This window comes from Amycolatopsis sp. NPDC045836, from assembly GCF_056431745.1.
The window spans coordinates 35783-59328 of sequence record NZ_JBWKKF010000026.1 but is presented as its reverse complement, the minus strand read 5'-3'; the positions used below and the strand labels follow the sequence as shown (position 1 = coordinate 59328).

The window sequence follows — 23546 nt, the reverse complement described above, 5'->3', positions numbered from 1 at the left end:
AGCGGGCCTCAGGTCGGACGGCCCCGAGGCGGGGCGAACCACGAAGGCGGTACCCGGTGAGTGACCCCATCCTCCAGGTCTCCAACCTGGTCAAGCACTTCCCGGTCCGCACCGGCATCGTGTTCAAGAAGACCGTCGGGCACGTCAAAGCGGTCAACGGCGTCTCCTTCGAACTCGCCGAGGGGGAGACGCTGGGCATCGTCGGGGAATCCGGGTGTGGCAAGTCGACGCTGGCCCAGGTGCTCCTCCGGCTCGAAGAGCCGACCGCGGGCCAGGCGTACTTCGAGGGCCGCGACATCTTCGCCATGCGTGGTGCCGAACTCCGCAGGCTCCGCCGCAACCTCCAGATAGTGCTCCAGGACCCGTACACCTCCCTAAACCCGCGCATGACCGTCGGCGACATCGTCGGCGAGCCGTTCGAAATCCACGCCGAGGTGGCCCCGAAGGGCGACCGCGCGGCGAAGGTGCGTGAACTGCTGGAGGTCGTCGGGCTGAACCCCGAGCACCTCAACCGCTACCCCCACCAGTTCTCCGGCGGCCAGCGCCAGCGCATCGGCATCGCCCGCGCACTCGCGCTGCGCCCCAGGGTGATCATCTGCGACGAGCCGGTTTCGGCGCTCGACGTGTCCATCCAGGCGCAGGTGATGAACCTCCTGGAGGACCTGCGTGCCGAATTCGGCCTGTCCTACGTGTTCATCGCGCACGACCTGTCCGTGGTCCGCCACCTCTCCACCAGGGTCGCGGTGATGTACCTCGGCAAGATCGTCGAGATCGGCACCGAGGACGACATCTACAACCGGCCGTCGCACCCGTACACGCAGGCGCTGTTGTCCGCCGTTCCGGTGGCCGACCCGGCACTGCGCGGGCACCGCCAGGTGATCCGGCTCGAAGGCGACGTGCCCAGCCCGGTGGACCCGCCCTCCGGCTGTCCATTCCGGACACGCTGCTGGAAGGCGCAGGACGTCTGCGCCACCGACGAACCCGCGCTCGAACCCCGTGCGGGCGGGCACCCCAGCGCCTGCCACTTCGCCGAGACCCGGCACGTCGTCCCCTGAGGTTCCCCTTCGATACCTACGCCGCGGTAACCCGGGGCAAACGGGTGCCTGAGTGCGTAGGGTCTCCCCAACCGCCCCACGCACTCACGTCTGGAGTCCGATGACTACGAGCGATGCCAGCCGCCTCGGCGACTCGATCGACAAGGTTTCCGTCGGCCGGGTCTACGACTACCTCCTCGGCGGCACCCACAACTACGCCGCCGACCGGGCGTTCGCCGACGAGCAGATGAAGGCGCTGCCCGACATCAAGCGCTTCGCCAGATCGAACCGCGCCTTCCTCGGCCGGGCCGTCCGCTACGCCGTGGACGCCGGCATCCGCCAGTTCGTCGACATCGGCTCCGGCCTGCCCACCCAGGGCAACGTGCACGAGGTCGCCGAGGAGGCGGCGCCAGGCGAATGCCGGGTCGTCTACATCGACAACGAGCCGATCGCCCAAGCCCACGCCGAGATCCTGCTGGAGCGCACCGCCGACCCCGAGCGCCACCGCGCCATCGACGCCGACTTCTTCGAGGGCCAGCAGCTGTGGCGCCGGGTGCGCAACACCGGGCTGATCGACGAGACGCAGCCGGTGGCGCTCCTGCTCGTCGCGTTGCTGCACTTCATGCCGGACGACACCAAACCGCACGAGACGCTGCGGTACTACCTCGACCGCCTGCCCGCGGGCAGCATGGTGGCGATCTCGCACATCCACGTCGACCCGGAGGACGCCGCCACGATCGCCGCGGGCGACAAGGTCGCCGCCGCGTACCGCAAGCAGACCAACAACCCCGCCGTGCCGCGCACGCGCCCGGACATCGAGGCGTTCTTCCAGGGCCTGGAACTGGCCGAACCCGGCCTGGTCTGGCTGCCGCAGTGGCAGCCGGACGGGGACGAGCTGTTCGCCGACCAGCCCGAGAAGTCGCGTGGGCTGGCCGGCGTCGGCTGGAAGACGACGACCTAGTCCGGCACCGCCGACCGGATGAACGCCGCCAGGTCGGCGGCCTGCTTCTCCCGCGACGGTTCGTGCACGTACATCATGTGCCCGGCCGGGTAGTACGCCCGGTCGATGTTGGCGTGCAGCTCCTCGGGGATTTCGAGGTGCGCGAGCACGTCCTCCGAGGCGAAGTACGGGGTCGCGCCGTCGTAGTGGCCGAACGCGACGTGGACCTTCAGGTGCGGGTTCGCCCGCATCGCCGCGCTCAGCGAGCGGACCGCGGAGACGGCGCGCCCTTCGAAGTCGCTGTAGGACCACTGCTGGAACACGTTCATCGACAGGACCTCGTAGGGCAGGTCGCTCTCGTAGCCGAGTTCGGTGCGCACGTAGTGGTTGAACGCGGCCGAGTAGGCGCCGATGATCCGGGAGATCGAGGCGTCGTCGCTCATCTGCTCGCGGCCGCCGTCGGGCTCCCAGGTGGTGAACCGGCCGTCCATCCGGCCCACCGTCAGGCCGCGGTCGCGCAGCAGCTCGGTGAAGAAGCGGACGTGCTCGATGCGCAGGTTGACCCGGTCCACATAGGACTCGCTGAGCCCGGTGAGCCGGGCCAGCTCGCGCACCGCGGCGGCCCGCTCGTCGGCGGTGAGGCGGGAGCCGCGCCGCAGCGCCCACGGCAGCTCGCGCGCGGCGAACTCCTCCGCCTCGGCCAGCACCTCGTCGAGCGGGCGGTCGCCGTGGAAGCCGTGGTAGTGCGCGATCGCGGCGTAGGTGGGCACGTAGTTGGCGTAGGCCTGCTCGTTGCCCTCGGTGAACCGGATCGAACCCATGTCGAGCACGGCCGAGATGAGCAGCACGCCGTTGAGGTACATGCTGTGCCGGTCCTGCAGGTGCGCGGCGAGGGCCGCCGCGCGCAGCGTGCCGTAGGACTCGCCGGCGAGGAACTTCGGCGACAGCCAGCGCCCGTTGCGCGAGGTCCAGAGCCGGATGATCTCGCCGACCGACTCGACGTCGGGGGTGAACCCGAGGTAGTCCTTCGGCTTCTCGCCGGTCACCGCGCGGGAGTAGCCGGTGGAGACCGGGTCGATGAACACCAGGTCGCTGTGCTCCAGCAGGCTCGCCGGGTTGTCGGTCAGCCCGTACGGCGGCGGGGCGGGGGCGTCGACGTCCCCGGAGACCACCAGCCGCGGCCCGAGCACGCCCAGGTGCAGCCAGACGCTCGACGAGCCGGGGCCGCCGTTGAACGCGAAGGTCACCGGCCGCTTCGCCGGGTCGGCGTCGTCGAGGGTGTAGGCGGTGAGGAAGACCTCGGCCTTGGCGAGGTGCCCGTCGAACTTGCCGTCGGTGAGCACCTCCTGCTTCAGCACCACCCGCCCGGTCTGGGCGGTGTAGGCCAGCTCGCGGCGTCCGGCGGTCAGCGTGTGGGTGGTGGTGACCAGGTCGTCGCTGGGCTCGGGCGGCTTGGCGGCCTCTTCGGCGTTGTCTGTTTCCGGCATGCGTCGAATCTAGATCACAATGGTGGGATGACCCTGGCCGAGATGGATGCCGAACTCATCGAATGCCGGGCCTGCCCGCGCCTGGTGGAGTGGCGCGAGCAGGTGGCCGTGACCAAGCGCGCCGCCTTCGCCGGCGAGACGTACTGGGGCCGCCCGGTGCCGGGTTTCGGCCCGGCCGACGCGGCGCTGGCCATCGTCGGCCTGGCGCCCGCCGCGCACGGTGCCAACCGGACCGGCCGCATGTTCACCGGCGACCGCTCCGGCGAAGTGCTCTACCGCGCGATGTACGACGTCGGCCTGGCGACGAAGCCGGAGGCCCACCACATCGGCGACGGCCTGGAGCTGATCGGCACGCGTATCACGTCGCCGGTGCACTGCGCACCCCCGGCGAACAAACCGACGCCCGGTGAGCGCGACACCTGCGGCCGGTGGCTGGCCAGGGAACTGGAACTGCTGCGGCCGACCCTGCGCGCGGTGGTGGTGCTCGGCGGGTTCGGCTGGCAGGCGCTGATGCCGGTGCTGGCCGCCGCGGGCTGGGCGGTGCCGCGGCCCCGGCCCAAGTTCGGCCACGGCGTGCGCGTGGAACTGGACGGGCCGACGCCGCTGCAGGTGTTCGGCTGCTTCCACGTGTCGCAGCAGAACACCTTCACCGGCCGCCTGACCCCGGCGATGGTGCGCGAGGTCCTCACCGAGGCCAAGACCGCGGCGGGCATCGACTAGGGACCACTGCTGTGCCGGTCGGCAACGGAGGTGCTCCGTTCCGCCCTGCCTGCCTGGCCGGTCACCGGGACCCCGCGCGTGAGGGGCGGTGGGGACCCAGTCGCTGTCTCGCTGCTCTCGATGACCTGAGGATCTATGGTGATCCTGATGGAAGAACTGAGCAGAACGGCAGGCACCCGGTGAACCCGCCGGACGAGATCGTCGCCGGGCGGGTGGTGCTGCGCCGCTGGCGGGTGGCCGACGCGCCCGAACTGCACCGCGTGGTCGAACAGGCCCAGGAGCACCTGCGGCCGTGGCTGGTCTGGGCCTACGGCGAGTACCGCGCGATGGACTTCCTCGGCACCTGCGACGAGAAGTGGGAAGCGGGCGAGAGCTACGCCTACGCGGTGGTCGTCGACGACCGGGTGGTCGGCGGGGTCGGCGCCGAACGGCGCGTGGGGCCCGGCGGCATGGAGATCGGCTACTGGCTGCACCCGGACTGGACCGGCCGCGGCCTGATGACCGAGGCCGTCGGGGCGCTGGTCACGGCGGTGCTGGCGCTGCCGGACGTCGACCGGGTCCAGATCTGGCACGACGCGGCCAACGCGGCGAGCGGCGCCATCGCGCGCCGGCTGGGCTTCACCGAGGTGGCGCGGCACGACCCGCCGCGACTGGAACCGCGGCCCGGCATGGCGGGCGTCGACGTGGTCTGGCAGCTGGAGTGAGTTCCCTCACGCGGTTGCGGAGAGTGGCGAAATCGGTCGAAAGCTACCGGTATGGGTTTATTCCAGCCTTACCCGTTCTACGCTCCGCAGTCGCCCGGTTACCGGCCGCCTCGTCCTGCTGAATCGTTCAATCTTCAGTGGCGACGCTGGTCACAGCAGCGCGGGGTACACGAGCGGGGGCCCCGCACGGGTGCGACCATGGATGCATGGCAGCGAAGTCGGAACCGGCTCGGATCCTCGTCCTCGGCGGCGGATATGTCGGTCTGTACACGGCGTTCGGGCTCCAGAAGATGCTGCGGGCCAACGAAGCGTCCGTCACCGTTGTGGACCCCCAGCCGCACATGACGTACCAGCCGTTCCTCCCCGAGGCGGCGGCGGGCGCGATCGAGCCGCGGCACGTGGTGGTCCCGTTGCGGCGCGTGCTCAAGCGGTGCCACGTGCTGACCGCGCGCGTCACCAAGATCGAGCACGAACGCAAGTCCGTCACCGTCGAGGCGGCCGACGGCCACATCGAGCAGCTGTCCTACGACGTGCTGGTGGTCGCCCTGGGCGCGGTGGCGCGCATCCTGCCCATCCCCGGCCTCGCCGAGCAGGGCATCGCCTTCAAGACCATCGGCGAGGCGATCTACCTCCGCAACCACGTGCTGACCAAGCTGGACCAGGCGGCCAGCACGCTGGACCCCGAGCTGCGCAAGCGGCTGCTGACCTTCACCGTGGTCGGCGGTGGCTTCGCCGGGATCGAGGCGCTGGCCGAACTCGAGGACATGACCCGGTTCGCGACCAGGTACTACGAGAACATCGAGCCGTCGGACATCCGCTGGGTGCTCGTCGAGGCCGCGGGCCGCATCCTGCCGGAGGTCCGCGAAACGCTCGGCGTGTGGACCGTGGAGCAGCTGGAGAAGCGCGGCATCGAGGTCTACCTGTCGACCGCGGCGAAGTCGTTCGAGAACGGGCACGTCGTGCTGTCCGACGGCACCGAGTTCGACAGCGACACGATCATCTGGACCGCCGGCGTGAAGGCCAACCCGGTGCTGGCCGACTCGGACCTGCCGCTGGACAAGCGGGGCCGCCTCGAAGCGACCGCCGCGCTGCAGGTCGTCGGGCACCCCGACGTGTGGACCGCGGGCGACAACGCCGCCGTGCCGGACCTCTCGCGCACCGAGGACGACCCGTCGGCCACCTGCCCGCCGAACGCGCAGCACGCGGTGCGGCAGGCGCGGCACCTGGCGAAGAACATCATCAAGGTGCTGCGCGGCGGCCAGCCGAAGGACTACTACCACAAGAACCTGGGTGCGGTGGCCGGTCTCGGCCTGCACAAGGGTGTGGCCGACGCGCTGAACCTGAAGATCAAGGGCTTCCCGGCCTGGGTCTTCCACCGCGCCTACCACGTCAAGGCGATGCCCACCTGGAACCGGAAGATCCGGATCTTCTTCGACTGGGTCTTCGGCGGCCTCCTGCGTCGCGAGGTGGTTTCGCTGGGGCAGATCAACAACCCGAAGGAAGAGTTCACCAGGGCCACGAAGTCCTGACCTGAGCTGCGGGAGCGGGGCCCGGCCGCCTAGGCTGGGCCGTGCCCCCGTAGCCCAACCGGCAGAGGCAGTCGACTTAAAATCGACCCAGTGCGGGTTCGAACCCCGTCGGGGGCACCATTTCGGACCACGCTGGCGCTTTCCGCTGTCCGCGAGGCGTGTTCCACGCCCAGGTGGTGCGGAGACGAATTCCGTTCGGGCTTCGGGTTTACTGACCGCATGGCGCAGGTGCCGGAGTTCGCGTATCGGCAGGTTCAGCGGTGGTGCGCGGCTCGGGTGCCGGAGGCGGTGCGGGATCGGGTTCGGGTGGAGTGCCGCCGCCGGGGGCGCGTGGTGACGATCGTGGAGCGGCGGCCGTTGTGGATGGCTGAAGCCGGGAACGACTGGGGTGAGCAGAAGATCGCGCAGTTGCGGCTCGACGAGGCCGGCCTGTGGTCGTTGTACTGGGCGGATCGCCACGGCCGGTGGTTGCTCTGCCCGGGCGCACCGCAGGCGGATTCCCCGGTGCCGCTCCTCGAAGAGATCGACCGCAATCCGGACGGCGTGTTCTGGGGTTGAGGTACTCCGGTACTACCCGGGAACGACTACCGCGGTGGGACGATGCCGGATCGCTGGATTCCTAGCCTTGGCGCATGGGCAAGAGACTGGGCGCGCTGGCACTGGCGGGACTGTTGCTCGGCGTGGTGGTGACGCCTGCTGCCGCGGTGGAGCCGATCGAGTGGCGCGCGTGTGCGCCGGAACCACTGGAGTGCGCCACGGTCGAGGTGCCGGTGGACTACTCGGACCCCGGCGGCCGGAAGATCCAGATCGCGGTTTCCCGGGTGACGGCGTCCGGCGAGCGGCGCGGGGTATTGCTGATGAATCCCGGCGGGCCGGGCAGTGCGGGGCTCGGCATGCCGGTGAGCAAGCAGTTCCCGGCGGAGGTCGGGCAGCACTACGACCTCGTCGGCTTCGATCCGCGTGGGATCGGGCGGAGCGCCCCCGTTTCCTGCGGACTCGACCGCAGCTGGTCGCCGATCCCCTTCGACCGCGCGAAGTTCGGCGAGCACGTGTCGCAGGTCAAGGCCATCGCGGACCAGTGCGCCCGGTCGGCTCTCCTGCCGCACATCACCACGCGCAACACCGCCCGTGACATGGACGCCATCCGCGTCGCGCTCGGGGTGCCGAAGATCTCCTACTACGGCGTCTCCTACGGCACCTACCTCGGCGCCGTCTACACGCAGCTCTTCCCGCAGCGCACCGACCGCGTCGTGTTCGACAGCAACGTCGATCCCGACCGGGCCTGGCGCGGCATGATCCAGAGCTGGGCCGTCTTCGCGGAACGGGCGTTCGGCCTCTTCGCGGATTGGGCGGCGGTCCGCCACGAGACCTATGGGCTCGGGGGATCGGCGGACGAGGTGCGGAATACTTTCCGGGGATTGTTGAACAATTTGGATCGTCACCCGGTGACCATCGGCGGCCAGGCCTACGACGGCAACCGCGTGCGCCTGTTCGCCCGCGGCGTCGGCCAGAGCGAAGCCAAGCACTTCGAACTCGCCGCCCTCCTGCGCGACCTGCGCAATGCTCCCCGGATGGCAACCGTCTCGGCCGAACCACCCGCCGACAACCGGGCCGCCGCCTCCCTCGCGGTGATGTGCGGCGACGCGCGGTGGCCCACCGACCCCGCCCAGTACCTGCGCGACGCCCTCCGCGACACCCAGCGCTACCCGATGATGGGCGGCCAGACCTCGAACATCTCGCCGTGCGCCTTCTGGCCGGACCCGGTCGAACCCCGGACCCGCATCCGCGACAACCAGGCCGCCAGCGTGCTCCTCGTGCAGAACGAATACGACACCCAGACCCCGCTCGAAGGCGCCGCCCACCTGCGTGAACTGCTCCCGGACAACTCCAGGCTGCTGCTGGCCGCGGGAGCCTGGCGGCACGGCGCGTACCCCGGGCACTGCGCCGACGACGCGGTCACCCGGTACCTGCTGGGCGGCGACCTCCCCGCGCAGGACGTGACCTGCGGTCAGGGGACCACCAAGCCCGCTTCGTAGGCGGGGATCGTCAGCTGCACCCGGTTCCCCGCGTCGATCTCGGCGAAGATCCGGGTGAGGTGGGTTTTCACCGTGGCTTCGCTGAGGTGCAGTTCGGCGGCGATCACCGAGTTCGGTTTGCCCTGGGCGACGGCGGTGACGATCTCCCGCTCCCGCTCGGTGAGCTGGCTCAGCCGCACAGCGCCCGGTGCCGCCGCGGGTTGGAGCGCGCGGAGACGAAGTGGCCGATCAGCTTCTTCGTCGCCCGCGGTGAAAGCATCGCCTCCCCGGCTCCGACCACCCGCACCGCGTCGATGATCTCCTGCGGCGAGCACTCCTTCAGCAGGAAACCGCTCGCGCCCGCACCGAGGGCGTCGAACACGTACTGGTCCAGGTCGGAGGTGGTCAGCACCAGCGCCTTCGGCGGCCGCGGCAACGCGGTGACCGCGGCGGCCAGGCCGTCCACCCGGCGCATGCGGATGTCCATCAGCACCACGTCCGGCGCGTGCGCGGTCACCTTCGCCACCGCCTCGTCGCCGTCCCCGGCTTCGCCAACCACGGTGAGGTCCTCCGTGCTGCCCAGGATCATGGACAGCCCGGTGCGAACCATCGCGTCGTCGTCCACGAGGAGCATGCGCAGGGGCCGCCGGATCACCCGGACATGCTAGTGCGGCTCCCACGGCAGCCACGCCCGGAATGCGAAGACCCCCTCGTCGGTCGGGCCCGCGTTGACGTTCCCGCCCAGCAGCGAGACCCGCTCGCCGATCCCGGCCAGCCCGGTCCCCGAGCTCGGCGACGGCCCCGGTGCGGTGGCGGGCAACGGGTTCAGCACCTCGATCGACAGGCCGGCCCCGGGCCCGCCGCGCACGGTCACCTCCGCGGCCGAACCCGGCGCGTGCCGCAGCACGTTGGTCAGCGCCTCCTGGGTGATCCGGTACACCGTGGTGCCCAGCGGCAGCGGCGCGGCCGAAGCCTGGTCCAGCATGATGGTGGCGCTCACCGGCAACCCGGACTGCCGGGCGCCGGCGACCAGGTCCGGCAGGTCGGCCAGAGCCGGCTGCGGGTGTTCCGGCGCCGGGCCGGGGTCCCGGCCCGGAAAGCCCTGCCCGTCGCGCAGCACGCCGATCACCTGCCGCAGGTCCTCGAGTGACTGGCGCGCGGTGGTGCGGACCGTGCGCGCCACCTCGGCGGAGTTCGCCGCGCACCCCGCGGGCGATGCCGACGGTCAGCGGGACGGCGGTCATGAACGCCGCCAGCACCAGCACGCCGATGACCTGCCCGGGACCGAACCGCGTGCCGGCGAACGACACCTCCTCGTGCCGGTTGGCGTCCCTGGCCAGCGCCAGCGCGGTGGCCGCGAAAATCGCCCCGGTGCCGGCCACGAGCCAGCGGTCACGGCGGTGCGCGGCCAGCGCGGCGAGGGCGATCAGCGCGGCGAGGGCGATCAGCGCGGCGAGGGCGTCCGCGCCGAGCGGGAGCGAGGGCACCAGTGCGATCCCGGTGACCACCACCGGCCACTCGTGGCGCCAGCACAGCATGATCGCCGCGGCGACCGCGGCCACGAAGCTCAGCGTCGACCACGCGTTGGGCACCAAGGTGCCCGCCTCGGGCGAAACCACCGCCGTTCATCGGGGAAGGGCTTACCCGGTTCGGGGAAGTGACGACTTCAGTCGTAAGGAGAAAAGGCCGACGGACGACGCGGGGTGGTCCGTTCCGCTGGTTGTACCCCGGTCCGCTAGTTCATTCGGAAAGGAACGACCCGTGACCCAGCAGCACCCCTGCCCGCCGCCCGCCGCGCCCGGCCGGTTGCCGCCGCAGCTGCACCGGCAGCCGCCCCGGAACGGCATCGGCAGCACCGGCTTCGTGCTCGGCCTGGTGGGGCTGGTCTTCTCGCCGATCCCGTTCATCGGCGTGATCGCCTGGCCGCTGGTCGTGCTCGGCCTCGGCGTGTGCATCGCCTGGGTGTTCACCTTCAACCAGGCGGTCAACGAGGTGCAGAACGAGGTCAACCGCACCGCGCAGGTCACCTACGAGGTGACCGGGGACGCGACCGGCGTGGAGATCACCTACGGCGAGGTGCTGAACCCGCTGTCGGAGACCGCGGCCACGCTGCCGTGGACCAAGCAGCAGGAGAACCAGGGCCTGATCAAGGGCGGCATGCTCACCGCGCTGGCGGACGAGAACGGCGGGGAGCTTTCCTGCAAGACCACTGTGGACGGTGTGGTGGTCGCCGAGAACACCTCGTCCGGCCCGTTCGCGGTGGCGCTTTGCACCGGCACCCGAGCCTGCCGCACCACCCGTTACCAGGGCGTTGCTCGCACCCTCGCGCGAGCAACGCCCTTTCCTTTTCCGCGAGCAATCTGCAGCTGCGCGGAAATCATCCGGAGACAATTTGTGCAGCCTGCGCGGCGTCGTACGCCGAACGCGCTTCGGCGATTTCCTTCTGGTGGTTTTCGGTCCATTCGACCAGGGCCTGGATGGTGGTGTGCAGGGTCGCACCCAGCGGGGTGAGCGCGTAGTCCACCCGCGGCGGGACCACCGGGTGCACGGTCCGCCGCACCAGCCCGTCGCGTTCCAGGTGGCGCAGGGTGGTGGTGAGCATCCGCTGCGAGATGCCGTCGATCTCCTGCCGCAGCTGGGTGAACCGCAGCGTCTGCCGGTCCAGCAGCGAGATCACCAGCAGCGACCACTTGTCCGCGATCCGGTCGAGGATCTGCCGGACCTCGCAGTCCTCCCGGACGTGCCACTGCAGCACGCCGTAGTCGTCCTCGGTGAGGCAGGAGTAACTCGGTGAGTTCGAAGTGCCTTCTTCCACGTTGGTCGATGGTGCCGCAGGATGCGGTTGGTTACAAGAAGGAACTGACTGGCCTGCGGGTAACCGAGGCCGCCGAAGGAGCCGATTCCGTGTCCACACCGCAGACCCCGCCGCCCGAGCGGCTGTCCGGACGCGCCTGGGGCGTGCTCTTCGTGCTGTGCGGGTCGATCTTCCTGGAGGGGATCGACATCGCCATGCTGAACGTGGCGCTGCCGTCCATCCGGGCCGACCTCGGCCTGTCCACCGCGATGCTGAGCGGCGTGGTGAGCGCCTACGTGCTCGGGTACGCCGGGTTCATGCTGCTCGGCGGGCGGGCCGCCGACCTGTTCGGCCGCCGCCGGGTGTTCCTCACCTGGCTGGTGGTCTTCCTGCTCTTCTCCGGCCTCGGCGGGCTCGCCACCGAGGGCTGGATGCTGCTGCTGGCGCGGTTCGTCACCGGGGTCGCCGCCGGGTTCATGACGCCGGCCGGCATGTCGATCATCACCACCAGCTTCGCCGAGGGGCCGCCGCGCAACCGGGCGCTGCTGGTCTACGCCGGCACCGCGGCCGCCGGGTTCTCGCTCGGCCTGGTGGCGGGCGGCCTGCTCGCCGCGATCGACTGGCGCTGGGTGTTCTTCGCGCCGGTGCTGCTGGCCGCGGTGCTGCTGGTGGCCGCCGTCCCGTTGATCGAGAAGGACGGCAGGCCGGACCGCGCCGGTCAGCGCACCGACGTCGCCGGGGCGGTGGCGATCACCGCGTCGATGCTGCTGCTGGTCTACGGGGTGGTCCGGCTGGAGCGCCCGGCCGACGGCTGGGGCTGGACGGTCGCCGCGTTCGCCGGTGGTTTGGCCGCGCTGGCCGCGTTCGTGCTGGTCGAACGGCGGTCGCCGGCCCCGCTGGTCCGCCTCGGGGTGTTCCGCTCGGCGTCGTTGCTGCGGACGAACGCCGGGGCCGCCTTGTTCGCCGGTTCGTTCTTCGGCTTCCAGTTCCTGGTCACGCTGTACCTGCAGGAACTGCGTGGCTGGTCCACGCTGGAGACCGGGCTGGCGATGCTGGCGATCGGCGTCGACGCGGTGCTGTCGCCGGTGCTGACCCCGCGGCTGGTCGACCGGTTCGGCAACACGCGGGTGATCTTCGGCGGGCTGCTGCTCGCGGCCGTGGCCTACGCCCTGTTCCTGCCGATCGGCCTGGACTGGACGTATGCGGCGATGTTCCCGACGATGCTGCTGCTCGGCATGGCGTTCTCGCTGACCTACGGCCCGTTCACCATCGTCGCCACCGAAGGGGTGGCGGCCCAGGAGCAGGGGCTGGCCGGCGGGCTGTTCAACACCGCCTTCCAGTTCGGTGCCGCACTGGGGCTGTCCGTGGTCACCGCGGTGCACGTCGCCCACCTCGACGACACCAGCCCGCTCGGTGCGCTCCAGACCGCCTTGCTGGTGCCCGTCGTCGGGGCCGTGCTGGCCGCGGTGGTCACCGCCTTCGGCATCCGCCACCGCGTTCGGGGTGCCGAGCCGGCGCTCGCCGTGCCCCGCTGACCGCAGTGGGCGGTCAGCAGCCGATCCGGCTGGTGCCGAGCGCGATGTCGTCGAACCAGAACGTGTCGGCGTCGTTGCCGTAGCCCTCCCAGCCGAGCCGCAGGTCGGCCACCGACGGCGACCAGGCGCGGTTCAGCCACTGCTGGTCGATGTCCGGCGTCGGGGTGCCGTCGACGACCAGGCCGGGTACCTCGGTGCCGTTCAGCCAGGTCCGCAGCGTGCCGTGGTCGAGCTGGAATTCGAAGCAGGACCAGGTGTTCACCGGGAGTGGCGCGCTCTGCGCCACTCCCGCCGGGCTCTGCGCGGGCAGCGTCGCGTCGTCGGATTCGCGGTTCCACTGCAGGACCTGGTTCTGCCCGCCGGCCCGGAGGTCGCGGTTGTTGTCGGCGGTGTCGCGCATCGCCATGAAGGTGACGTGCGCCTGGGGCAGGGGAGTGGTGTGGCGGAGGTGGAAGCGGCCGTGGAGGGTGCTGCCGGTGGTCACGTCGGCGAGGCCGGTGCCGAGGAAGATGTGGTTGCAGTAGTTGCCGCCGCCGCTGACCTTCGCCGACCGGCTGCCGGTGTGCGCGACGGTGGGGTCGATGGTGACCGTGCCGGTGCCCTGGCAGTTCGGCGCGCCGACCGTCCACCGGCCGCCGGGGGTGGTCATCGCCTCGAAGTCCTCGCAGACGACCGCGGTGCACCCGGCCCCTTCGGCGGGGGTGGTGGTCACGGTGGTGGTGGTCGCGGCGCAGGCGAGCACCAGAGCTCCGGCGAGTTTCCGCATGACTGTCCCTCCGAGTTCTGGGAGCGCTCCCAAATCTCGAGTGAACCACGCCGGGACACGCCGGTAAAGCCGTCGGTCAGGTCTCGTCCAGCCGTTCTTCGCTCTTGGCCACCTCGCGGTCGATCTCGGCCTGGTGGCGGGCCATGCGGCGCCCGCTATGGTCGATGGCGGCTTCCGTGCGGTCGAGCTGCTGCTCCGAGCGTGCTATCGCGGCGCGGGCCAGCCGGATCGACTCCGCGCTGACCTCGTGCCGATGCTCCGAATCCCCGTGCCGCTGACCAGCGCGCCCCTCCAGTCGCCGCTGCAGTTCGCCGAGGTGCTCCTGGCGCTCGTCGGCGTCCGCTTCACGCTGGTCGGCGGCTTCCTCACGGCGGTCCGCGGCTTCTTCCCGTTCGTCGGCCAGCCTCTCCCGCTCGTCGGCGACCCGGTCGCGTTCGTCGGCGCGGCGCCGCCTTTCCTCGAGGTTCCGCTGCTCGGTGTGCTCCTCGTTCACGACGTGCTCCAGTGCTCCGGCTGACTGACCGCCTCAGGGTTGCAGAAGACGGCGGGGTCCGGGACCGTGCACGGCCAGCCGGTCCCCCGGGTTGATCAGTTGGCACTGGTCGAACGACAGGCAGCCGCAGCCGATGCACTCGGTGAAGCGGTCCCGCATCCGCTCCATCTTCTCGATGCGGGAGTTCAGCTCCGCCCGCCAGCACGCCGACGCCCGTTCCCAGAACTCCTTGGTGGGCGGGGAATCCGCGGGCAGGAAGCCGAGCACCTCGCGGATCACCGCGAGCGGGATGCCCACGCTCTGCGACGCCCGGATGAACGCCACCCGCCGGAGCACGTGCCTGCCGTAGCGCCGCTGGTTGCCGCTGGTGCGCCGGCTCCGGATCAGCCCTTCGCGCTCGTAGAACCGCAGGGCCGACGCCGGTACCCCGCAGCGCTCGACCAGCTCGCCGATGGTCAGTTCCGGAGCGACGGTCACCCGGCCAGCGTAGCTCAACTAATGTTCACCTCGACCGCACCGCACGGCCCGCGGGTGACCGGCACGCAGCGGTCGGCGGAGCCGTTCGACGCGGCCAGCACGCGTTCGAGGATGCCCAGCGAGGTCTCCAGTTCGGCGATCTGCCCGCGGATCCGCTGCTTCGCCACCTCGAGGTCCTTCGCCAGCGCGGGCCCCGGCACGATGTACTCCGCGGTGCCCTCCACGCACGGCAGCAGCTGCGCGATCTTGCTGCTGCACAACCCGGCCGAGTAGAACAGCTGGATCTGCACGACCTTGGCCACGTCGCTCTCCTGGAAGCAGCGGTAGCCGTTGGCGTCCCGGCCGGGCTTGAGCAGGTGCTCCTCTTCGTAGTACCGCAGGGCCCGCACGCTGACCCCGGTCCGCCGGGACAGGTCACCGATCCTCATGGGAGCAGATTAGCTTGACCCTCACGCCGGTGTGAGGGTTTAGCTTCGCGTCATGCCTACTGCAAGCCCCCTGCTGCGCCCCTACCGGGACGGCGCGCTGACCCTGCCGAACCGCGTCGCGATGGCCCCGATGACCCGGGGTCGCGCCGACGACACCACCGGGGTGCCCCATCCGCTGACCAGCCTTTACTACGCCCAGCGCGCCAGTGCCGGGTTGATCGTGACCGAGGGGATCTGGCCGGTGCTCGCCGGCAAGAGCACCCCCGGCGTGCCGGGGATCGCCACCGCCGCGCAGGTCGACCGGTGGCGTGAGGTGACCACCGCCGTGCACGCCGCGGGCGGGCGGATCTTCGCCCAGTTGTGGCACGCCGGGCGGGTCAGCCACCCGTCCCTGATCGGTGAGCCGCCCGTCGCGCCGTCAGCCGTGCGAGCCGAAGGCCGGGTCTACGTCCGGGGCGGCTGGACCGCGACGACCACGCCGCGGGCGCTGACCACCGGGGAACTGACGCGGCTGGCCGAGGACTTCGCGACGGCCGCGCGCAACGCGGTCGACGCCGGTTTCGACGGCGTCGAGATCCACGGCGCCAACGGCTACCTGCTGCACGAGTTCCTCGCCGACAACACCAACCTGCGCACCGACCGCTACCGCGACCGGATCCGCTTCCCGCTGGAGGTCACCGAAGCCGTGGCCGCGGCGATCGGCGCCGCCCGGGTGGGCTACCGGATCTCGCCGGGAAACCCGGAGAACGACCTGGTCGAAGCCGACTGGCCGGCCGTCTACCGCGAACTGCTCGGCGAATTCGACCGGATCGGCCTGGCCTACCTGCACGTGGTGGCCACCGAGGACCGGGTGTTCCCCGAACTGCGGCCGCACTGGGACCGGCTGCTCATCGGCAACCTGCACCAGGGCCCGCCGTCCGGCCGGGCCGCCGGGGAACGGCTGGTCGAGGCCGGGCTGGCCGACGTGGTCTCCTTCGGCAGGCTGTTCATCGGCAACCCGGACCTGCCGTCGCGGTTCGCCACCGGGGCGCCGCTGGTGCAGGTGGACGAGCAGGACCACTACGGGTCCGCGCTGTCCGGTTACGTGGACTTCCCGCCGGCGGCGCTCACTGCGACGCGCTCGCCTTCTCCGGTGCCTGCTTGACGCCGTTGCCGTTCCCGTTGGGCGCCGGGGCGGGCCTGACCTCCTTGGTCTTCTCCGGATCGGTGGCGGCGGTGGCCGCGCCGGCGTCGGCGGGGGCGGTGATCGCCTCGTCCTGCTCGTCCTCGATCGGGTCGAGCGCCTCGGCGTTGCGGCTGAGCACCTCGTCGGCCGCACGCAGCCGGGCGAGCGCCTGCTGCTGCAGCTCGGAGAGCCGGTTGACCTTGGTGGTCGCCTCGGTGGTGCGGCGCTCGGCGTCGCGGGTGGCCTCGTCGACCAGGCGCTTGGCTTCGGCGGTGGCCTCGTCGAGCCGCCGCTTGGCCTCGGCGGTGGCTTCGGCCAGCCGCCGCTCGGCCTGCTGCTTGCTCGCCGAGCGCTGGTCGGCCACGTGCTTCTCCAGCGCCGCGTGGTCGGCGGCCAGCTTGGCGTCGAACTCCATCTCCATCGACCGCCGCTTGCGCTCGGCCTCGATGTCCAGCCGCTCGCGGTGGCGGGTGGCGTCCACGGTCAGGCGCTGCACCTCGGCGCGGGTGGCGTCCAGCGCGGCGCGCTGCTCGCGCTGGATGGCGTCGGCCTGCTTGTCCACTTCGGCCAGCAGCTTGGTGTAGCGCTCGCGGAGCTTGTCCGCGGCCTCGGTGGTCGCGGTCCAGTGGCTCTCGGCGGCCACCTTCGCGCGCTGGGTGATCTCCTCGGCCCGCATCTGGGCCAGCTTCACCGTGCGCTGCATCCGCTCGTCGAGGTCCTCGAGCCGCTCCGGCGGCTTCTTCAGCTCCTCGATGCGCGAGTGCAGCTTGCTCATCTCGTGCCGGGCGTTCTCCAGCTCCCTGGACATGGTGCTGGCCTGCGCCAGGGCCGAATCGCGCTCGGCCATGATCCGCCGCACCTGCGCCTCGACGTGGTCGAGGTACTGCAGCACCTGACTGCGGTCGAACCCGTGCCACGCCTGTCCGTATTCACGACGGAGGGGCAGGAACCCGGTTTCGCGTTCGGAGGACCGTCCAGCACTTCCAGCCATGCTCCCGACGTTACCCGCGCCGCCGAGCCCGCCCGCGTTCGACCTGCCCTACCAGTGGAATCCCTTGGTCAGCCGAGCGAGTGCGGTGGCCGCCCTGGACAGGTGGCGTTCGCCGCGGCCGAGCTTCAGCCCGCCACCGGAGCCGCCCGCCGCCGCGGAGTCGGGGAAGATGCGGAAACCCTGGTACGCCACGGCATCGGTGAGCCCGGGGGTGAGCGTGTAGGCCAGCCCGATGGCTTGGCCGATCGGGGTGCCGATGTGCTTCGGGCGCTCCTTCAGCGCCTTCAGCACCATGTCCGCCGCCTGATCGGGTGATTTTGCCGGGAACGCGTCGTAGAGCTTGGTCGGGCGGATCATCGGCGTGCGCACGAGTGGCATGTGGATGGTGGTGAAGGTGATCCCGTCGCCGTGGGTTTCGGTGGCGGCGATGCGGGAGAAGTAGTCGAGCGCGGCCTTCGAGGCGGCGTAGGCGGAGAAGCGCGGCGCGATGCCCTGCACGCCGATCGACGAGACGTTCACGATGTGCCCGAACTTGCGCTCGGACATGTGCGGCAGCACGGCGAGGATGAGCCGCACCGCGCCGAAGTAGTTGATCGCCATCGCGCGCTCGTAGTCGTGGAAGCGGTCGTAGGACAGCTTGATCGAGCGGCGGATGGACCGGCCGGCGTTGTTCACCAGCATGTCGATCCGGCCGTGCTCGGCGAGCATGGCGTCGACCGCCTTGCGCACCGACTCCTCGTCGGTCAGGTCCGCCGGGTACACCGAGGCGTGCCCGCCCGCGGCGACGATCTCGGCGCGGACCTCCTCCAGTTCGTGCTGCCGCCGGGCCACCAGCAGCGGCACCCCGCCCTGCTCGGCGACCTTCAGCGCGGTCGCCCGGCCGATGCCGGACGACGCGCCGGTGATGATCACCCGGCGGCCGTCCAGTTCGCCGCGCGGGCCGTGCCTGCGCGCGCGGAACGGGTCGAGGTGCTCGCGCCAGTAGCGCCACAGCGCGGGTGCGTAGTCCGCCAGCCGCGGCACCTCCACGCCGGACCCGGCCAGCGCCTTGCGCGTGCCCGCCGAGGAGAACACCGACGGGAAGGTCAGCGTGTCCAGCAGGACCGGCGGGATGCCGAGCCGTTCGAGCACCGCGTCACGCGCGATCGACACGCCGGGGATGTGCTCGCTGAACTTCACCAGCTTCAGCACGCCGCGGGAGAGCCGGTCGTCCAGTTCGGTGGTGATCAGCGGCGCCCCGGCCGCCTTGGCGAAGGCGTTGTAGACCTCGGTGACCGGCTGCGGTTCGGGGTTGACCAGGTGGAAGACCTGACCGTCGAGGCCGGGCCGGAGGCTCAGCTCGACCAGCGCGGCGGCCACGTAGTCGACCGGGACCAGGTTGGTGTCGCCGATGTCCGGGCCGACCAGCGGCAGGCTGGGCAGCGAGGTCAGCCGCGCGATGGCGGGGAAGAGGTAGTACGGGCCGTCGACCTTGTCCATCTCGCCGGTGCGCGAGTGCCCGACCACCGCGGCCGGGCGGTAGATCCGGTACGGCACCTCGTGCTGCGCGCGGACCAGGCGCTCGGCCTCGAACTTGGTGCGGTGGTACGGGGTCGGCAGGCGCTGGCCGGCGTCGAACATCTCCTCGGTGAACACGCCCTCGTGGTCCCCGGCCACGGCCACCGAGGACACGTGGTGCAGGCGGCCCGCCCGCAGGTCGGCGGCCAGCGCGAGCACCTGCTGGGTGCCCAGGACGTTGGCGCGGGTGCTCTCCTCGTCGTCGGCGGTGAGGTCGTAGAGCGCGGCGAGGTGCACCAGGTGGTCGACCTCCCCGCGCAGGTCGTCGCGGGTCGCCTCGTCCAGGCCGAGCAGCGGTTCGGTGAGGTCGCCGGTGACCAGGGTCACGCGTTCGGCGTGCGGCCAGCCGTCCACCAGCGCGGCCAGCCGCTCGCGCGAGGACTCGCGGACGACCAGCGTGACCGCGTCGACTTCGGCGCGGGTGAGCAGCAGCCGGGTGAAGTGGCGGCCGATCAGGCCGGTGGCCCCGGTCACCAGGAAGGTCGCCATTTCTCCTCCGAAGAACCTCGAGAATCCCGCCGGAACACCGCCAGCGGGCATTGTGCCACCGCATCCGGGGTACAACCGTGATCGAAGGTCCCTAGTGTGTGCTGCACCGGCACCCGCCGGTGTGAGTAAAGTTGTCTTTACCCGACGGGAACCGGCCGGCACACGCGGTCGTTGTACCCGATGCAAGGTGCCAGTAGATCCAGGAGGATCAGGTGCGTTCCAGCAGCAACCCCGCGTTCCGGCGGCTGCCCGTTGGCGGCGGCGGAACCCAGTACGGGCCGAACATGGGCTTCGGCCAGCCGCAGGGTGGCGTGCCCGGCTACGGCCCGCCGCAGGCCCCGGCCGGCTCCGCCGACCGGCCCATGACCGTCGACGACGTCGTCATCAAGACCGGGATGAGCCTCGGCGTGGCGCTCATCACCGGCATCATCACCGCGATCTGGGCGCAGTCCCAGGCCGCCGCCAACGCCATGGGCCCGATCCTCGGCGCGATGCTCGGCGGCATGCTCGTCGGCCTGGTGATCTCGCTGGTGATCATCTTCAAGCAGAAGCCGAGCGGGCCGCTGACGCTGGCCTACTCGGCCGCCGAGGGTGTGTTCCTCGGGGCGATCTCCGGGCTGTTCGAAATGCTCTACCCGGGCATCGCGCTGCAGGCCATCATCGGCACCGCCGGGGTGTTCGTCACCATGCTGGTGGTCTACAAGACCGGTGCGGTGAAGGTCACCCCCAAGCTGACCAAGTGGATCATCGGGGCCGTCGTCGGCGCCGCGATCCTGATGCTGGTCAACCTGGTGACCAGCTTCTTCGGCTTCAACCCGCTGCGCGACGGCGGGCCGATCGCGATCATCTTCAGCCTCGTGGTGATCGGCATCGCGGCGTTCAGCTTCCTGCTCGACTTCGACCAGGCGGACCGCATGATCCGCGAGGGCATGCCTGCCAAGTGGGCGTGGTTCGCCGCGTTCGGCCTGATGACCACGCTGGTCTGGCTGTACCTGGAGATCCTGCGGTTGCTCTCGTACCTGCAGAGCGACTGACCCCGCGGCAGCGGAGGGTGAACGGACGGCACCGCACCGGTGCCGTCCGTTTCTTTTTGCTCCCCGTTTTCCCGAAAGCCGGGTGCGCGGTGGGGCGGCGGTGGTAGATACCCCGGGTCCCGTTTCGTTTTCTCAGCATTGTGAGGCACCCGTGAGTGTCCCCCCTCCGCCGTCCCAGCCCCAGGCCCAGCCGGGTCCGTACGGCCCGCCGCCCGGGCAGCTGGAAGGCGGTTTCGGCGCGCCGCCGCCGGCGCCGCCGAAGAAGAACAAGGCCCTCGGCCTGCTGCTCAAGATCGGCATCCCGGTGCTCGTGGTGGTCGTCGGCGGCATCATCGGCATCGTGAACTTCCTCGGTTCGCCCGCCACCTCCAACGTCGGTGACTGCCTCAACGTCACCGAGTTCACCTCCGGCTCGGAGCCGGCGAAGGCCGACTGCGGCGCGCCGGAGGCGAACCTGAAGATCGGCGCCAAGCTCGACAGCAGCGGTGGCAGCTGCCCGGCGGGCGGCACCTACGACGAGTACACCGTCAGCGGCCGCGGTTCCTACAAGCTCTGCCTGGTGCTCAACGTCAAGCAGGGCGAGTGCATGGCGAACTTCAGCGCGGGTGAGGCCGGTTACAAGCGCGTGCCGTGCACCGACCCGAGCGCCGAGGTGGAATTCCTGAAGGTCGCCGAGGGCTCGGCCGACGAGGCGCTGTGCGAGGGCACGGAGGCGGAGAAGGTGCTGACCTACCCGCAGCCGGCGCTCACGCTCTGCTTCCGCTCGATCCAGGCGTAGTCACCCGTGGCACCTCGTCGCACTCTGTGAGACGGGGTGCCACGGAACGCACCCGCCACCTACCTTCGGGGCGTGCCGACCGAGTCCGAAGTGTCCTCCACCTTCCCCACCTCCTGCGCCGCCCCGGAACCCGCTCCGGAAGAACCGGTGCGCGTGGTCCCGCTGGCCGTGGCGAGCCTGCTCGCGGTCGGCCTGACCTGGTACGTCTGGGCCTCCTTCGGCGCGAAGTCCGGCGTGCTGCTGGCCCTCGGGCTCGGCCTGGGGCTGGCCCTGTTCCACTCCCGCTTCGGCTTCACCTCGGCGTGGCGGCAGCTGATCGCCGTCGGCAACGGGCAGGGATTGCGGGCGCACACCCTGCTGCTCGGCACCGCGGCCACGTTGATCGCGTTGATCGTCTCCACCGGCTCCGGGTTGTTCGGGTCGGTGCCGAAGGCCACCGGCGGCCCGATCGGGCTCGCGTTGTTCGCCGGGGCGGTGCTCTTCGCGATCGGCATGCAGCTGGGCGGTGCCTGCGCGTCCGGCACGTTGTTCGCGGTCGGTTCGGGGCAGTCGGCGATCGTGCTGACGCTGGGTGGTTTCGTCGCCGGTTCGGTGCTCTACACCTGGGCGTTCCCGTTGTTCGACGGCTGGCCCGCGCTGCCGGGGGTGCTGCTGGCCGACCACGTCGGCTGGTTCGGCTCGTGGCTGATCACCATCGCCGTGCTGGCGGCCATCGTCTACGCCACGAAACTGGTGCAGGCGCGGCGGAACCCGCCGCCGGTCGGCACCGTGCCGACCGCCCGCGGCTACGCCAGGATCCTGCGCGGTTCGTGGCCGATCCTGGTCGGCGCGGTGGTGCTCGGTGTGCTCGCCGGTGCGGTTTTCCTGGTCTCCGGCGGGATCTGGGGCGTCACCTTCGCCTTCGCCCTGTGGGGCGCGAAACTGCTGCAGTTGTTCGGACTGCACCCGGAAGCGTGGGAGTTCTGGCAGAGCACCGGCAACGCCAAGGCGCTGGCGAGTCCGGTGTGGACGGACAAGACCACGCTGACCAACGTCGGCATCATCCTCGGCGCCGCGATCGCCGCCGCCGCGGCCGGGGCGTGGAAGATCCACAGCCAGATCCCGTGGCGCACCGCGCTGGCCGCGGTGCTCGGCGGGGTGCTGATGGGCATCGGCGCGCGGCTGGCCGGTGGCTGCAACATCGGCGCCTACCTCGGCGGCATCTCGGTGGGCAGCCTGCACGGCTGGCTGTGGGGCCTGTTCGCCCTCGGCGGCACCTGGATCGGGCTGAAGCTGCGCCCGCTGTTCGGCCTCGGCAACCCGAAACCCGCCGACTCGATCTGCTGAGCCCGCTGACCGCGACGGGTGCGCGGACCGTGCCGCGCCCCCGTCACCGGCTCAGCTGAGGCGCTCCAGGACCATCGCCATGCCCTGGCCGCCGCCGACGCACATGGTTTCCAGGCCGAACTGCTTGTCGTGGTGCTGCAGCGAGTTGATCAGCGTGGTGGTGATCCGGGCCCCGGTCATGCCGAACGGGTGCCCGACCGCGATCGCGCCGCCGTTGACGTTCAGCCGCTCCAGGTCGATCCCGAGGTCCTTGTAGGACGGGATGACCTGCGCCGCGAACGCCTCGTTGATCTCCACCAGGTCGATGTCGCCGATCGACAGCCCGGCCCGCGCCAGCGCCCGCTGCGAAGCCTCCACCGGCCCGTAACCCATGATCTCCGGCGACAACCCGGAAACCCCGGTCGACACGATCCGCGCCAGCGGCGTGATGCCCAGTTCCTTCGCCTTGGTGTCGGACATGATCACCAGCGCCGCGGCCCCGTCGTTGAGCGGGCAGCAGTTGCCCGCGGTGATCCGGCCGTCCGGGCGGAACACCGGCTTCAGCCCGGACACGCCCTCCAGCGTGACCCCGGCGCGCGGGCCGTCGTCCTTGGCCAGCACCGAACCGTCCGGCAGGGTCACCGGCGTGATGTCCTTGGCCCAGAAGCCGTCGGCGATCGCCTTCTCGGCCAGGTTCTGCGACCGGACGCCGAACTCGTCCATCTCCTCGCGCGAGACGTTCTTCAGCCGCGCCAGGTTCTCCGCGGTCTGGCCCATCGCGATGTAGACGTCGGGCAGCTGCCCGTTCTCACGCGGATCGGTCCAGCTGTCCGCGCCCTGCTCGGCGGTCGCCTTGGTGCGGGCCTCGGCTTCGGCGAACAGCGGGTTGTGCGTGTCCGGCCACGAGTCCGAGCTGCCCTTGGAGAACCGCGAGACGGTCTCCACCCCGGCCGAGATGAACACGTCACCTTCACCGGCCTTGATCGCGTGCAGCGCCATCCGGGTGGTCTGCAGGCTGGACGAGCAGTACCGGGTGACGGTGCAGCCGGGCAGGTGGTCGTAACCCAGCTCCACGGCCACCGCGCGGCCCATGTTGAACCCGGACTCGCCGCCGGGCAGGCCGCAGCCGAGCATCAGGTCCTCGATCGCGGTGGGGTCGAGCTGCGGCACCTTGTCCAGCGCGGCCCGCACCATCTGCACGGTCAGGTCGTCGGGCCGCAGGTTCACCAGCGACCCCTTGTTGGCACGCCCGATCGGGGAACGCGCGGTGGACACGATCACGGCTTCGGGCATGGTGGGACTCCT

General features: G+C 70.8%; 22 protein-coding genes, 1 tRNA gene and 2 pseudogenes. 14 read left to right on the top strand and 11 right to left on the bottom strand.

Going from position 1 to position 23546, the window contains the following annotated elements:
- Positions 1-56 precede the first annotated feature (56 nt).
- On the top strand, positions 57-1055 hold the full coding sequence (locus AC07EG_RS34545) for an ABC transporter ATP-binding protein (RefSeq protein WP_478257456.1): 999 nt from the start codon (positions 57-59) through the stop codon (positions 1053-1055).
- A 100-nt stretch (positions 1056-1155) separates the two neighbouring features.
- On the top strand, positions 1156-1995 hold the full coding sequence (locus AC07EG_RS34540; protein ID WP_478257455.1) for an SAM-dependent methyltransferase: 840 nt from the start codon (positions 1156-1158) through the stop codon (positions 1993-1995).
- Here the strand turns inward: AC07EG_RS34540 and AC07EG_RS34535 are convergent.
- Positions 1992-3461, bottom strand: a complete 1470-nt coding sequence (locus tag AC07EG_RS34535) for a S10 family peptidase (protein WP_478257454.1) — start codon at positions 3459-3461, stop codon at positions 1992-1994. The genes AC07EG_RS34540 and AC07EG_RS34535 overlap by 4 nt on opposite strands.
- Positions 3462-3488: 27 nt before the next feature.
- Here AC07EG_RS34535 and AC07EG_RS34530 point away from each other — a divergent pair, with 27 nt between their 5' ends.
- From AC07EG_RS34530 to AC07EG_RS34505, 6 genes are all read left to right on the top strand, one after another.
- Positions 3489-4181 carry a uracil-DNA glycosylase gene (locus tag AC07EG_RS34530; RefSeq protein ID WP_478257453.1) on the top strand — a complete coding sequence of 231 codons (693 nt, stop codon included), beginning with the start codon at positions 3489-3491 and terminating at the stop codon, positions 4179-4181.
- Positions 4182-4360: 179 nt separating this feature from the next.
- A complete protein-coding gene (locus AC07EG_RS34525) occupies positions 4361-4885 on the top strand; it encodes a GNAT family N-acetyltransferase (RefSeq protein ID WP_478257452.1) in 525 nt (174 codons plus the stop codon).
- Between the two features lie 206 nt (positions 4886-5091).
- Positions 5092-6414 carry an NAD(P)/FAD-dependent oxidoreductase gene (locus AC07EG_RS34520; RefSeq protein ID WP_478257451.1) on the top strand — a complete coding sequence of 441 codons (1323 nt, stop codon included), beginning with the start codon at positions 5092-5094 and terminating at the stop codon, positions 6412-6414.
- 43 nt (positions 6415-6457) lie between these two features.
- A tRNA-Leu gene (locus tag AC07EG_RS34515) sits at positions 6458-6534 on the top strand.
- 99 nt (positions 6535-6633) lie between these two features.
- Positions 6634-6972, top strand: coding sequence for a DUF3024 domain-containing protein (locus AC07EG_RS34510; protein ID WP_478257450.1), 339 nt, complete (start codon positions 6634-6636; stop codon positions 6970-6972).
- A 74-nt stretch (positions 6973-7046) separates the two neighbouring features.
- Positions 7047-8450, top strand: coding sequence for an alpha/beta hydrolase (locus AC07EG_RS34505; RefSeq protein WP_478257449.1), 1404 nt, complete (start codon positions 7047-7049; stop codon positions 8448-8450).
- Here the strand turns inward: AC07EG_RS34505 and AC07EG_RS34500 are convergent.
- Positions 8423-9063: pseudogene (locus AC07EG_RS34500) on the bottom strand (response regulator). The gene AC07EG_RS34505 and the pseudogene AC07EG_RS34500 sit on opposite strands and share 28 nt — an antisense overlap.
- A gap of 30 nt (positions 9064-9093) precedes the next feature.
- Positions 9094-9612 carry a sensor histidine kinase gene (locus AC07EG_RS34495; RefSeq protein WP_478257448.1) on the bottom strand — a complete coding sequence of 173 codons (519 nt, stop codon included), beginning with the start codon at positions 9610-9612 and terminating at the stop codon, positions 9094-9096.
- Positions 9613-9644: 32 nt separating this feature from the next.
- On the opposite strand from AC07EG_RS34495, the pseudogene AC07EG_RS34490 reads away from it, so the two are divergent.
- A pseudogene (locus AC07EG_RS34490) lies at positions 9645-10691 on the top strand (MmpS family transport accessory protein); the annotation flags it as partial.
- A gap of 115 nt (positions 10692-10806) precedes the next feature.
- Here the strand turns inward: AC07EG_RS34490 and AC07EG_RS34485 are convergent.
- Positions 10807-11244, bottom strand: a complete 438-nt coding sequence (locus AC07EG_RS34485; protein WP_478257447.1) for a winged helix-turn-helix transcriptional regulator — start codon at positions 11242-11244, stop codon at positions 10807-10809.
- An 89-nt stretch (positions 11245-11333) separates the two neighbouring features.
- Between AC07EG_RS34485 and AC07EG_RS34480 the strand changes: the two genes are divergently transcribed.
- Positions 11334-12758: an MFS transporter gene (locus tag AC07EG_RS34480; RefSeq protein WP_478257446.1), complete on the top strand. Its 1425-nt coding sequence runs from the start codon at positions 11334-11336 to the stop codon at positions 12756-12758.
- Positions 12759-12771: 13 nt separating this feature from the next.
- Here the strand turns inward: AC07EG_RS34480 and AC07EG_RS34475 are convergent, their stop codons facing one another.
- The 4 genes from AC07EG_RS34475 to AC07EG_RS34460 form a co-directional block, all read right to left on the bottom strand.
- Positions 12772-13524 carry a hypothetical protein gene (locus AC07EG_RS34475; protein WP_478257445.1) on the bottom strand — a complete coding sequence of 251 codons (753 nt, stop codon included), beginning with the start codon at positions 13522-13524 and terminating at the stop codon, positions 12772-12774.
- A gap of 76 nt (positions 13525-13600) precedes the next feature.
- Positions 13601-14017 carry a hypothetical protein gene (locus AC07EG_RS34470; protein ID WP_478257444.1) on the bottom strand — a complete coding sequence of 139 codons (417 nt, stop codon included), beginning with the start codon at positions 14015-14017 and terminating at the stop codon, positions 13601-13603.
- Positions 14018-14050: 33 nt separating this feature from the next.
- Positions 14051-14494: a redox-sensitive transcriptional activator SoxR gene (gene soxR, locus AC07EG_RS34465; RefSeq protein WP_478257443.1), complete on the bottom strand. Its 444-nt coding sequence runs from the start codon at positions 14492-14494 to the stop codon at positions 14051-14053.
- A gap of 14 nt (positions 14495-14508) precedes the next feature.
- Positions 14509-14922: a MerR family transcriptional regulator gene (locus AC07EG_RS34460; RefSeq protein ID WP_478257442.1), complete on the bottom strand. Its 414-nt coding sequence runs from the start codon at positions 14920-14922 to the stop codon at positions 14509-14511.
- Between the two features lie 52 nt (positions 14923-14974).
- Between AC07EG_RS34460 and AC07EG_RS34455 the strand changes: the two genes are divergently transcribed.
- A complete protein-coding gene (locus AC07EG_RS34455) occupies positions 14975-16066 on the top strand; it encodes an alkene reductase (RefSeq protein WP_478257441.1) in 1092 nt (363 codons plus the stop codon).
- On the opposite strand, the gene AC07EG_RS34450 is transcribed toward AC07EG_RS34455, so the two are convergent.
- Positions 16029-17078 carry a cell division protein DivIVA gene (locus AC07EG_RS34450; RefSeq protein ID WP_478257440.1) on the bottom strand — a complete coding sequence of 350 codons (1050 nt, stop codon included), beginning with the start codon at positions 17076-17078 and terminating at the stop codon, positions 16029-16031. The two genes, AC07EG_RS34455 and AC07EG_RS34450, sit on opposite strands and share 38 nt — an antisense overlap.
- 48 nt (positions 17079-17126) lie before the next feature.
- Positions 17127-19124 carry an SDR family oxidoreductase gene (locus AC07EG_RS34445; protein ID WP_478257439.1) on the bottom strand — a complete coding sequence of 666 codons (1998 nt, stop codon included), beginning with the start codon at positions 19122-19124 and terminating at the stop codon, positions 17127-17129.
- Between the two features lie 212 nt (positions 19125-19336).
- Between AC07EG_RS34445 and AC07EG_RS34440 the strand changes: the two genes are divergently transcribed.
- The 3 genes from AC07EG_RS34440 to AC07EG_RS34430 all read left to right on the top strand — a co-directional run bounded on the left by AC07EG_RS34440 (position 19337) and on the right by AC07EG_RS34430 (position 22262).
- Positions 19337-20158 (top strand): Bax inhibitor-1/YccA family protein, encoded by an 822-nt coding sequence (locus tag AC07EG_RS34440; protein ID WP_478257438.1) that lies wholly within the window; start codon positions 19337-19339, stop codon positions 20156-20158.
- Positions 20159-20309: 151 nt separating this feature from the next.
- Positions 20310-20936: an LppU/SCO3897 family protein gene (locus AC07EG_RS34435; RefSeq protein WP_478257437.1), complete on the top strand. Its 627-nt coding sequence runs from the start codon at positions 20310-20312 to the stop codon at positions 20934-20936.
- A 72-nt stretch (positions 20937-21008) separates the two neighbouring features.
- Positions 21009-22262: a YeeE/YedE family protein gene (locus tag AC07EG_RS34430; RefSeq protein WP_478257436.1), complete on the top strand. Its 1254-nt coding sequence runs from the start codon at positions 21009-21011 to the stop codon at positions 22260-22262.
- 51 nt (positions 22263-22313) lie between these two features.
- Here AC07EG_RS34430 and AC07EG_RS34425 read toward each other — a convergent pair whose 3' ends face one another.
- Positions 22314-23534: an acetyl-CoA C-acetyltransferase gene (locus tag AC07EG_RS34425; RefSeq protein ID WP_478257435.1), complete on the bottom strand. Its 1221-nt coding sequence runs from the start codon at positions 23532-23534 to the stop codon at positions 22314-22316.
- Positions 23535-23546 lie beyond the last annotated feature (12 nt).

Bases quoted from the DNA above. Each gene is read 5' to 3' on its own strand.
- AC07EG_RS34505 (WP_478257449.1), top strand. From the start codon at position 7,047: ATGGGCAAGAGACTGGGCGCGCTGGCACTGGCGGGACTGTTGCTCGGC.
- AC07EG_RS34450 (WP_478257440.1), bottom strand. From the start codon at position 17,078: ATGGCTGGAAGTGCTGGACGGTCCTCCGAACGCGAAACCGGGTTCCTG.
- AC07EG_RS34535 (WP_478257454.1), bottom strand. From the start codon at position 3,461: ATGCCGGAAACAGACAACGCCGAAGAGGCCGCCAAGCCGCCCGAGCCC.
- AC07EG_RS34425 (WP_478257435.1), bottom strand. From the start codon at position 23,534: ATGCCCGAAGCCGTGATCGTGTCCACCGCGCGTTCCCCGATCGGGCGT.
- AC07EG_RS34510 (WP_478257450.1), top strand. From the start codon at position 6,634: ATGGCGCAGGTGCCGGAGTTCGCGTATCGGCAGGTTCAGCGGTGGTGC.
- AC07EG_RS34455 (WP_478257441.1), top strand. From the start codon at position 14,975: ATGCCTACTGCAAGCCCCCTGCTGCGCCCCTACCGGGACGGCGCGCTG.
- AC07EG_RS34530 (WP_478257453.1), top strand. From the start codon at position 3,489: ATGACCCTGGCCGAGATGGATGCCGAACTCATCGAATGCCGGGCCTGC.
- AC07EG_RS34540 (WP_478257455.1), top strand. From the start codon at position 1,156: ATGACTACGAGCGATGCCAGCCGCCTCGGCGACTCGATCGACAAGGTT.
- AC07EG_RS34445 (WP_478257439.1), bottom strand. From the start codon at position 19,124: ATGGCGACCTTCCTGGTGACCGGGGCCACCGGCCTGATCGGCCGCCAC.
- AC07EG_RS34520 (WP_478257451.1), top strand. From the start codon at position 5,092: ATGGCAGCGAAGTCGGAACCGGCTCGGATCCTCGTCCTCGGCGGCGGA.
- AC07EG_RS34460 (WP_478257442.1), bottom strand. From the start codon at position 14,922: ATGAGGATCGGTGACCTGTCCCGGCGGACCGGGGTCAGCGTGCGGGCC.
- AC07EG_RS34475 (WP_478257445.1), bottom strand. From the start codon at position 13,524: ATGCGGAAACTCGCCGGAGCTCTGGTGCTCGCCTGCGCCGCGACCACC.